This window comes from Daejeonella sp. (assembly GCF_030684675.1).
Classification (GTDB): Bacteria; Bacteroidota; Bacteroidia; order Sphingobacteriales; family Sphingobacteriaceae; genus Daejeonella.
In genome coordinates, this window is record NZ_JAUXXZ010000052.1 from 128,853 (window position 1) to 138,471 (window position 9,619).

Sequence of the window (9,619 nt, forward strand, 5' to 3'; positions counted from 1 at the left end):
AGATTCATCTCGCTAAAGAGTTTTCATACGGTACCCGCGTAACAATGGATCTTCCCAAAGTGATTTCATCAACATATTCGAGTTCACCTCCAAATGCAATACCACGTGCTATCGTACTGATCGAAACACCCGCATCCTTAAGTTTCTTATACAGGTAAAAAATTGTCGTATCACCTTCCATCGTAGCACTTAAAGCCAGGATCACCTCCTTAATTCCACCTCCCTGAACACGCTTTACGAGACTTTCGATGTTCAAATCCGAGGGACCAATACCATCCATTGGAGATATTAAGCCTCCCATCACATGATATCCACCCTGATATTGTCCGGTATTTTCAATCGCCATCACGTCCCGGGTGTCTTCTACAACGCAAATCAGCGTCTTATCGCGCTTTACAGAACTACAAATCTGGCAAAGCTCATGATCAGAAATATTATGACATTCATTGCAATACCTGATATCCCTTTTTAGAATCAACAGTGAATTACTGAACTTCTCAACCTCAGCCTGCGGCTGGTTCAACAAGTGCAAAACTAAACGCAAGGCCGTTTTCTGACCTATTCCCGGTAAACTTGAAAATTCATTGACTGCATTTTCCAGCAGCTTGGAAGAAAAATTCATTCTGCAAATTTAAATTTAAACTTAGTCTTTTTTGCATGGGTTTAATAGAAAATACTGCTTCAGTGCAACTGTCATTGCGAGGAGGTACGACGAAGCAATCCCAGGACATTCAGCAATGATAGTGAGGAGATTGCTTCGCTACACTCGCAATGACAAAACGATACACTAGCAATGACAAACGACGACCGGACAGACAACACGCCGAAGCATTCCTACTGTCATTGCGAGGAGGTACGACGAAGCAATCCTATAATGATAGTGAGGAGATTGCTTCGCTACACTCGCAATGACAAAACGATACACTAGCAATGACAAACGACGACTGGACGGGCAGGCACTACGAAGCATTCCCATAACGTTTTGTAATACCAGTAAAGAGAATATTCAGAACTTAATTATTAATTTGCACAGATTATCATTTATAAAAATCTTATGGCTCCGGGAATTTTACTTAGTTTTCTGATTGGATATTTTTTGATGCTATTAGGTATCTCCTACTTTACATCCAAAAAATCTTCCGACAATTCAACCTTTTTTACCGCTAACCGGAATTCAAAATGGTATCTGGTCGCTTTTGGAATGATCGGTACGGCCTTATCAGGAGTAACCTTTATATCAGTCCCGGGTGAAGTTGGTAATCCCGCAGGAAATGAATTTAAATATTTCCAATTCGTTTTAGGCAATGCAATAGGCTTCATCATCATCGCGACTGTCCTGCTCCCGCTGTACTACCGAATGAATCTAACTTCGATTTATACCTATATTGAAGAGCGTTTAGGCACATACAGCTATAAAACTGCTGCCAGTATTTTCCTTTTGAGCCGTACAATTGGCTCATCTTTCCGTTTATACCTGGTTGTAATCGTTTTGCAGCGCTTTATTTTCGATTCTTACGGCGTACCCTTCTGGGCCACAGTACTGATATCACTCGCATTAATCTGGTCATATACCTTTAAAGGCGGTTTAAAAACGATTATCATTACCGACACCCTTCAAACCTTATTTCTGGTTTCCTCGGTCGTGCTGACCATTTATTTTATATGTGATAGCTTGGGACTGAATATAGTACAGGCATTTGATACCATTAAGAATAGTGGTTATTCGAAAGTATTCTTCTACGAAGATTTTATGACCAGTAAGTTCCATGTCAGCAAACAATTGCTGGGGGGTATTTTTGTTACCATAGCAATGGTAGGCCTGGATCAGGATATGATGCAGAAGAATCTGAGTTGCAACAATATAAAGGAAGCCCAGAAAAACATGTTCACGTTCACCACTGTGTTTGTGATTGTTAATATATTCTTCCTGAGTGTGGGTGCATTGCTCTACGTATATGCAAGCAAAAATGGAATTGAACTTCCGCTCGACCATGTTACAGGCAAACCAAGAACCGATTTCCTTTTCCCTGAAATTGCTTTCAACCATTTAGCACTAGTTCCGGCCGTCGTCTTTATGCTTGGATTAACTGCTGCTACATTTGCTACTACCGACTCCGCTTTAACCGCATTGACCACTTCATTTTGCGTGGATTTCCTCGGATTCTCAAAAAGGGAAGATTTGAATTCAGCAGCAGCAATCCGTACCAGACATATGGTTCATATTGGCATTTCCCTGCTGATGTTCCTGGTTATCGTATTGTTCAATCTTGTAAATAATGCGGCAGTGGTAAGTGCCATATTCACTGTAGCATCCTATACCTATGGCCCATTACTGGGACTTTATGGTTTCGGTTTATTTATGAAAAACAGAGGTGTGAAAGATAAACTGGTGCCTTTCATTTGTTTATTATCCCCGGCAATTTGCTTTTTTCTGAATGCAAATTCAAAAACTTTAATGGCTGGTTATATTTTTGATAATGAACTGATCGTTGTAAACGGCCTGATTACTTTTATTGGTTTATTATTAATCAGCAAACCCGCCACCAGTAAAACACAATTTTAATCTATCCGAATCCAATTATGAGTAATGACGATAAAATAAGGCACGCATTCGAGAATAAAAACTGGCAGGAAATTAAGGTTACTGATTCCTGGCAGATCTTTAAAATCATGTCCGAGTTTGTAGATGGTTTTGAGAAGCTGGCTAAAATCGGACCCTGTGTTTCTATTTTCGGATCTGCAAGAACATCACAAGAAAATAAATATTTTAAACTGGCTGAAGACTGTGCCAGGATGCTGACTGAACGCGGCTATGGAGTGATCTCAGGCGGTGGCCCCGGTATCATGGAAGCCGCAAATAAAGGTGCCTTTGAAGCCGGAGGCAAATCTGTCGGTTTAAATATTGACCTTCCTTTCGAACAGTTCCATAATAAATACATCGACCGCGATAAAAATCTTGACTTTGATTATTTCTTTGTTCGTAAAGTGATGTTCATGAAATATTCACAGGGATTCATTGTGCTTCCGGGTGGATTTGGAACTATGGATGAAATGTTCGAGGCATTAACCCTGATACAAACCGGCAAAGTAGCGCGATTTCCTATCGTATTGGTCGGCGTTGATTACTGGTCAGGTTTGATGGATTGGGTAAAAACCCATATGCTGGAGCAGGAGCATAATATCAATGAAGATGATCTGAATTTATACCGTTTGGTGGATACCGCAGAAGAAGCAACAGAGCATATTTTCAGGTTCTATGAGAAATATGTTTTGAAACCGAATTTTTAAATGTCTGAAGTCTGAGTTCTGAAGTCTGAGGATGAAGCTTCATTTGAAATTAACTTCTCAAAAACTTATAACTTATAACCTACAACTTATAAATACAGCTTTCAGCTTTAACCTTTTAGCTTAATAAAGACAATTCCTTTATCTGGAACATAATTCTGTTAATAGCTACGAAGTTCCCTCCTGCGTCGGGATGACATCCTACTCTGTGCTCTGTGCACTCTCCATTCTCAACTGTCAATTGTCAACTCTCCACTCTCCCTTCTCAACTCTCAACTAACAAAAATTTCTCCAATCAAATAAGTAACCGCTTTCCCCGACATCAATACCCTGTCCCCTTTGTTCTCACACCATAATTCGCCCTGTCGTGCGGATACCTGATAAGCATGCAATTTAAATTTTCCAAGACGATCTGCCCAGTATGGGATAAGGTTACAATGCGAAGATCCGGTAACAGGGTCTTCATCGATACCTGCAGAAGGCGCGAAAAACCGGGAAACAAAATCAGAGTTATCTCCGGGCGCTGTTACCACAAAGCCCAAAGATTCAATACGGCTTAATGCAGCAAAATTTGGATTTAAGGCTAAAACATCTGCTTCAGTCTCATAAACTATAAAATAATCTCTTGAGCGGAGTATCTTGACTGGCTTTATGCCTCCCAGAGCCTCAATCAAGCCCTCAGGGACCTCACAGCTTTGCGGAGCACGCGATGGGAAGTCGAGCGTATAAAGATCGTCCTTACGGCTTACAGTAAGGGTGCCGGCCTTTAGGGTATGGAAATGAATAGTATCACCCTCAAAATTCAACTGAGTGAATAAAACATGGGCTGTTGCCAAAGTAGCATGGCCACATAGATCAACTTCCGATTCAGGTGTAAACCAGCGTAACTCATAATCCTTCCCCTGAGGGATGAAGAATGCAGTTTCCGCAAGATTATTTTCTGCTGCAATTTTCTGCATCTGAGGTGCAGGCAGCCATTCCTTCAGCGGACAGACAGCTGCCGGATTTCCGCCAAACAACTTATCACTGAACGCATCAACCTGGTAAATCGGAATAGTAAGCATTGTATTAAATATTTATTTATAATAATTAGAGTTGGGGTAAATTCCAACTCTCCATTTTCATTTGTCAACTAATTAGATAAGTTCCCTCCTGCGTCGGGATGACATCCTGCTTCATAAACGTTCCATTATCCACTCTCATCCCGATAGCCATCGGGACTCCACTCTCAATTAATAATACGTCAACCGTATCACCCCCGCCAAAGATTTTGCCAATCTCACAACCTGCCGCGTATAGCCATATTCATTATCATACCATACATAAATCACTGCTGATTTACCATCTTTTGACAAAATAGTAGCCGGCCCATCTACAATAGAAGCATGACTGTTCCCAATCACATCACTTGATACCAGTTCATTAGAGATCGAATATTCAAGCTGTTCAACCATATCACCAAAAAGTGAAGCCTCTTTCAATACCTTTTCAATATCAGATTTCGTAACCTCAGTATTCAGGGTCAGGTTGAGAATGGCGAGTGAAACATCAGGAGTTGGAACCCGTACCGCATTACCTGTTAATTTCCCTTCTAAAACAGGGAATACTTTCGAAACCGCTTTATCAGCTCCTGTCTCGGTAATCACCATATTTAAGGCCGCTGAACGACCCCTGCGGTATTTTTTATGATAATTATCCAGCAGGTTCTGGTCATTGGTATAACTATGTACCGTTTCAATATGGCCCTTTTCAATCCCAAAAGCATCCTGAATAATCTTCAATACCGGTACTATGGCATTGGTGGTACAGGAAGCTGCCGAAAAAATAGTCTCCTCTTTATTAAAATCGTTGTTATTTACCCCGAAAACAATATTAGGAACATCCCCCCTACCGGGAGCTGTTAAAAGTACCCGCTCTATCCCTTTAGATGCAAGATGTTGTCCAAGTCCTTCCCTGTCGCGTAATACCCCGGTATTGTCAATCAATAGCGCATTACTGATGCCATAGCTTGTATAATCTACTTTGGATGGATCTTTGGCCGCAATCATGAAAATAAGCTGACCATTAATCACCAAAGCCTTTTTTTCAAAATCTTCCGTGATAGTCCCTAAAAATGGACCATGTACCGAATCATTTCTCAAAAGATCGGCCCGTTTGATCAGATCCTCATCACTGTAAGAACGGGTAACTATAGCCCTGAGGCGTAATTGTTCTCCCTTGCCTGCCTGCATCACCAGCTCTCTGGCGGCAATCCGGCCAATGCGGCCAAAACCATAGAGAACAACATCCCTCGACTTCATTTTAATTTTATCCTTGCCGATGTGATGCACAAGGTTTTTGATAACAAAATCTTCAATACTCGAAAACTTACCATCTGCATCAATCCATTCGGCAGCTAAACGACCAATATCAATACGGGAAGGTGCCAGATTAGACTTCGCGATTGCCTGAGCAATTGCCAGAGTCTCATAAATTGAAATATTCTTATTGACAATGGTCTTAGCATACTGATGATGTGCGAGAATTTCACTGCTCCCGATATCAAAAAGTGGTTTCCGGAAGAGCAGAAGTTCTATTGAACGGTCAAACCAAAGCTTACCCACTACATTGATCAATTCTATTGCCTTTTTCTCTTTGTCGATCCAGCTATTGAACTCGTTCTCGTATACGTTTAGCATGTTTATAAAATAATTTGCTTCAAAAATAAAAAAGATCGGATCATTGACCCAATCTTTTCATTTACATAATTAAGGGAGTTTATCCCAGGTATGATTTCAATATTTTACTTCTGGATGTATGACGCAGACGCTGCAATGCTTTGTCCTTAATCTGTCTTACACGCTCACGGGTAAGATTGAATTTCTCGCCAATTTCTTCCAGTGATAAAGGATGATTCGTACTAAGTCCGAAGAAAAGTACAATAATCTCGCGTTCACGTTCAGTTAAGGTTGATAATGAACGTTTAATCTCTTCAGATAATGATTCATTGATCAGGTTACTATCCGTATTGGGATCGCTGTTTTCAAGTACATCCAATAAGGTGTTTTCTTCTCCCTGAACAAATGGGGCATCCATAGAAACATGGCGACCTGAATTGCTCAAAGTATCAGAAATCTTCTCTACTGTGGTTTCCAGATTTTCAGCTAATTCCTCAGGAGATGGCTCACGCTCAAATTCCTGCTCTAATCTCGAAAATGCTTTACTGATTTTGCTTAAAGATCCTACCTGGTTCAAAGGTAAACGAACAATTCTCGACTGCTCTGCAATCGCCTGTAGAATTGATTGACGAATCCACCAAACTGCATAGGATATGAATTTAAAACCTTTGGTTTCATCAAAGCGTTTGGCAGCTTTGATCAATCCCAGATTACCTTCATTGATCAAATCTCCCAAAGTCAGACCCTGGTTTTGATATTGTTTGGCAACAGAAACTACGAAACGTAAGTTGGTTTTTGTCAATCGCTCAAGAGCAGCCTGATCGCCTTCTCTGATCTTTTGTGCTAGTATTACCTCTTCTTCTGCGGTTATTAAGTCTACTTTACCAATCTCGTGTAAATACTTGTCAAGGGACTGTGATTCACGGTTGGTAATGGATTGGGTTATCTTGAGTTGTCTCATTTATGAATAAATACTCCTATATAAAAGTTTGCAAATTTAAACAAAATCTGCCAGCTAATTGTTAATTATAATCAAAATTTAGCTGATTTTTAAGGATTTAACGAAAATAATTTGATGATTTTATTACTACAAAAATCATTCCATTTCTTCGATTTTCCTCTAATATAAACTCGAAAAAAAACAGGAAAGTATAGCTCAGGTTAAATTTCTGTCTCTGAACCAAACCTCATCAGGTTTTGTATCAAATTTTTCCATCCGCTCAATCAAAGTTTTTGGATCATGATCTGATAGCACGAGTTCACGATTTAAGGGCTTGAGGAATTTTTTCTCCACCATGAGGTCAATTTGCATCAATAGGGGATCATAAAACCCATCAACATTCAGCAAACCGATCGGATTTCCATGGATTCCAAGCTGCAACCAGGTCAAAACCTCGAAAAACTCTTCCATAGTTCCAAAGCCCCCGGGCAGTGTGATTATGCCATCAGAAAGATCCGCCATCTTTTGTTTCCGCTGATGCATATTTTCAGTGATGATCAATTCAGTAAGTCCGGTATGGCCCACTTCTTTATCCATCAAGAATTGCGGAATTACACCAATCGCTTTTCCACCGCGTGTTAGAACTGCATCAGCAATCAGACCCATCACGCCTACCCTGCCACCACCAAAGACAAGGGAGATTTCCTTTTCAACCATCGCATCAGCAAGATCATTCACCGCCTTCAATAAGACCGGATTACCGTCAAAGTTGGAACCACAAAAAACAGAGATAGTTTTCATTTAGTAGTGAGTAGTTAGTATTGAGTATTGAGTACAGGACGATTTGTACTCAATACTCCTTTTTGCTTTCAGCTTTTGGCTTTCGACTTTTAGCTTAAAGTTAACGGCTATAATTCGGTGCCTCCTTCGTAATAGTAATATCATGAGGATGGCTTTCCCGCATTCCTGCGGCTGTAATCTTCACAAAACGTGCATTTTGCAGATCGTCAATTGTTGCGGCACCGCAATAGCCCATACTGGCTCTGAGTCCGCCGATGAGCTGGTACATGACCTCAGAAAGGGAACCTTTAAATGCAACCCTCCCAACAATCCCCTCCGGGACCAGCTTTTTAATATCATCTTCCACATCCTGGAAATAGCGGTCCTTAGAACCCTGCTCCATCGCTTCAATAGATCCCATACCACGGTATGACTTGAACTTTCTGCCCTCATAAATGATCGTTTCACCCGGTGATTCTTCAACCCCCGCGAATAATGATCCGGCCATAATCGAACTTGCCCCCGCTGCAATGGCTTTTGCAATATCTCCGGTTTGTTTGATCCCACCATCGGCTATCACCGGAATGCCGCGGCCTTTCAAGGCTTTCGCACATTCATAAACGGCATACAATTGGGGAACCCCTACACCAGCAATGATACGGGTAGTACAAATTGAACCCGGACCAATTCCCACCTTAACTGCATCAGCTCCAGCATCAGCAAGGGCTTTTGCGGCCTCGCCGGTAGCAATATTTCCTACAACAACCTGAAGATCAGGATATTTTGCTTTTACTTCTTTTAGTTTTTCAATAACCCCACGCGAATGACCATGTGCAGTATCAATGGTAATAACATCAACCCCGGCCTTGACCAAAGCATCCACACGCTCTATCGTATCGGGTGTAACTCCAACTGCGGCACCAACCCGTAAACGGCCATGCTCATCCTTACAGGCATTTGGGAAATTTTTAAATTTCTGAATATCCTTGAAGGTGATGAGTCCGCTTAAACGACCATCTTTATCTACAACCGGAAGCTTTTCTATTTTATAATCCTGAAGAATTTCTTCTGCCTGAGGAAGGGTTGTGCCTTCGGGTGCCGTGATCAGGTTTGAACTGGTCATTACTTCCCTGACAGGTTTCTTCATATCCTTTTGAAAACGAAGGTCTCTGTTTGTAATAATCCCAACCAGTTTCCTGTCGGCATTGATTACCGGAATCCCCCCGATCTTATAATCCTTCATAATCAGGAAAGCATCTGCAATCAATGCTCCTTCATCCAGCGTAACCGGATCCTGAATAATGCCACTTTCTGAACGTTTCACCTTCCTTACCTCATCAGCCTGCTGAGCAATGGTCATGTTTTTGTGCAGCATACCAATACCACCTGCCTGAGCAATCGCTATTGCCATAACAGACTCGGTTACCGTGTCCATGGCTGCCGAAACTATCGGGACATTGAGTTTGATTTTCCGGGTGAAATAAGAACTGGTGTCTACGTCACGGGGTAAAACTTCAGAATAAGCAGGGATTAAAAGTACATCGTCGTAGGTAAGACCTTCTGAAACGAATTTTTCTGGATCGAGTTGCATAGCAAATAATTGAGGGGTTATTACTTGCAGGGCAAAGGTAAGAAATTAATTGAGAATTGACAATGGATAGTTGATAATTGATCCGTTTGCATCCCAGCAGGATGTCATCCCTGCCTGGCGGCAGGCAAGGCCGACGAAGGAGGGAACTTAGCTAGTCAATTGAGAGTTGAGAATTGATAGTTGACAATGGAGTGTTGACACAGCAGGATGTCCCTACTTGTCCTAACTGTCCGTAGTTTAAGCGCAGCGTCTCCTATGTTTACAAAGCTTTAAATTTATGAAATTAAAGTGAGAAGGAATGAGAGCACATTAGCGTCTAAATAACTCAGGAAGTATATTGTCGTAGAGAAATAGCCTCATTCCTTT

At 41.3% G+C, this 9,619-nt stretch carries 8 protein-coding genes; 2 read left to right on the forward strand and 6 right to left on the reverse strand.

Annotated elements, in window-relative coordinates:
- Positions 1–4: 4 nt before the first annotated feature.
- Positions 5–622, reverse strand: a complete 618-nt coding sequence (gene recR / locus Q8M41_RS11835; RefSeq protein WP_305365489.1) for a recombination mediator RecR — start codon at positions 620–622, stop codon at positions 5–7.
- 432 nt (positions 623–1,054) lie between these two features.
- Between recR and Q8M41_RS11840 the strand changes: the two genes are divergently transcribed.
- Positions 1,055–2,563 carry a sodium:solute symporter gene (locus tag Q8M41_RS11840; RefSeq protein ID WP_305365490.1) on the forward strand — a complete coding sequence of 503 codons (1,509 nt, stop codon included), beginning with the start codon at positions 1,055–1,057 and terminating at the stop codon, positions 2,561–2,563.
- A gap of 17 nt (positions 2,564–2,580) precedes the next feature.
- Positions 2,581–3,288, forward strand: a complete 708-nt coding sequence (locus tag Q8M41_RS11845; protein WP_305365491.1) for a TIGR00730 family Rossman fold protein — start codon at positions 2,581–2,583, stop codon at positions 3,286–3,288.
- A gap of 269 nt (positions 3,289–3,557) precedes the next feature.
- On the opposite strand, the gene Q8M41_RS11850 is transcribed toward Q8M41_RS11845, so the two are convergent.
- The 5 genes from Q8M41_RS11850 to guaB all read right to left on the reverse strand — a co-directional run bounded on the left by Q8M41_RS11850 (position 3,558) and on the right by guaB (position 9,253).
- Entirely contained in the window at positions 3,558–4,349 is a 792-nt protein-coding gene (locus tag Q8M41_RS11850) for a PhzF family phenazine biosynthesis protein (RefSeq protein ID WP_305365492.1), read from the reverse strand.
- 168 nt (positions 4,350–4,517) lie between these two features.
- Positions 4,518–5,963, reverse strand: a complete 1,446-nt coding sequence (locus Q8M41_RS11855; protein WP_305365493.1) for a glyceraldehyde-3-phosphate dehydrogenase — start codon at positions 5,961–5,963, stop codon at positions 4,518–4,520.
- Between the two features lie 79 nt (positions 5,964–6,042).
- Entirely contained in the window at positions 6,043–6,903 is an 861-nt protein-coding gene (locus Q8M41_RS11860; protein ID WP_305365494.1) for an RNA polymerase sigma factor RpoD/SigA, read from the reverse strand.
- Between the two features lie 195 nt (positions 6,904–7,098).
- Positions 7,099–7,683 carry a TIGR00730 family Rossman fold protein gene (locus Q8M41_RS11865; RefSeq protein ID WP_305365495.1) on the reverse strand — a complete coding sequence of 195 codons (585 nt, stop codon included), beginning with the start codon at positions 7,681–7,683 and terminating at the stop codon, positions 7,099–7,101.
- Between the two features lie 100 nt (positions 7,684–7,783).
- Positions 7,784–9,253 (reverse strand): IMP dehydrogenase, encoded by a 1,470-nt coding sequence (gene guaB, locus Q8M41_RS11870; protein ID WP_305365496.1) that lies wholly within the window; start codon positions 9,251–9,253, stop codon positions 7,784–7,786.
- Between the last annotated feature and the right edge of the window lie 366 nt (positions 9,254–9,619).

Excerpts from the sequence above, each read along its gene's own strand:
- recR (WP_305365489.1), bottom strand. The coding sequence starts at position 622 with ATGAATTTTTCTTCCAAGCTGCTGGAAAATGCAGTCAATGAATTTTCA.
- Q8M41_RS11840 (WP_305365490.1), top strand. The coding sequence starts at position 1,055 with ATGGCTCCGGGAATTTTACTTAGTTTTCTGATTGGATATTTTTTGATG.
- Q8M41_RS11845 (WP_305365491.1), top strand. The coding sequence starts at position 2,581 with ATGAGTAATGACGATAAAATAAGGCACGCATTCGAGAATAAAAACTGG.
- Q8M41_RS11850 (WP_305365492.1), bottom strand. The coding sequence starts at position 4,349 with ATGCTTACTATTCCGATTTACCAGGTTGATGCGTTCAGTGATAAGTTG.
- Q8M41_RS11855 (WP_305365493.1), bottom strand. The coding sequence starts at position 5,963 with ATGCTAAACGTATACGAGAACGAGTTCAATAGCTGGATCGACAAAGAG.
- Q8M41_RS11860 (WP_305365494.1), bottom strand. The coding sequence starts at position 6,903 with ATGAGACAACTCAAGATAACCCAATCCATTACCAACCGTGAATCACAG.
- Q8M41_RS11865 (WP_305365495.1), bottom strand. The coding sequence starts at position 7,683 with ATGAAAACTATCTCTGTTTTTTGTGGTTCCAACTTTGACGGTAATCCG.
- guaB (WP_305365496.1), bottom strand. The coding sequence starts at position 9,253 with ATGCAACTCGATCCAGAAAAATTCGTTTCAGAAGGTCTTACCTACGAC.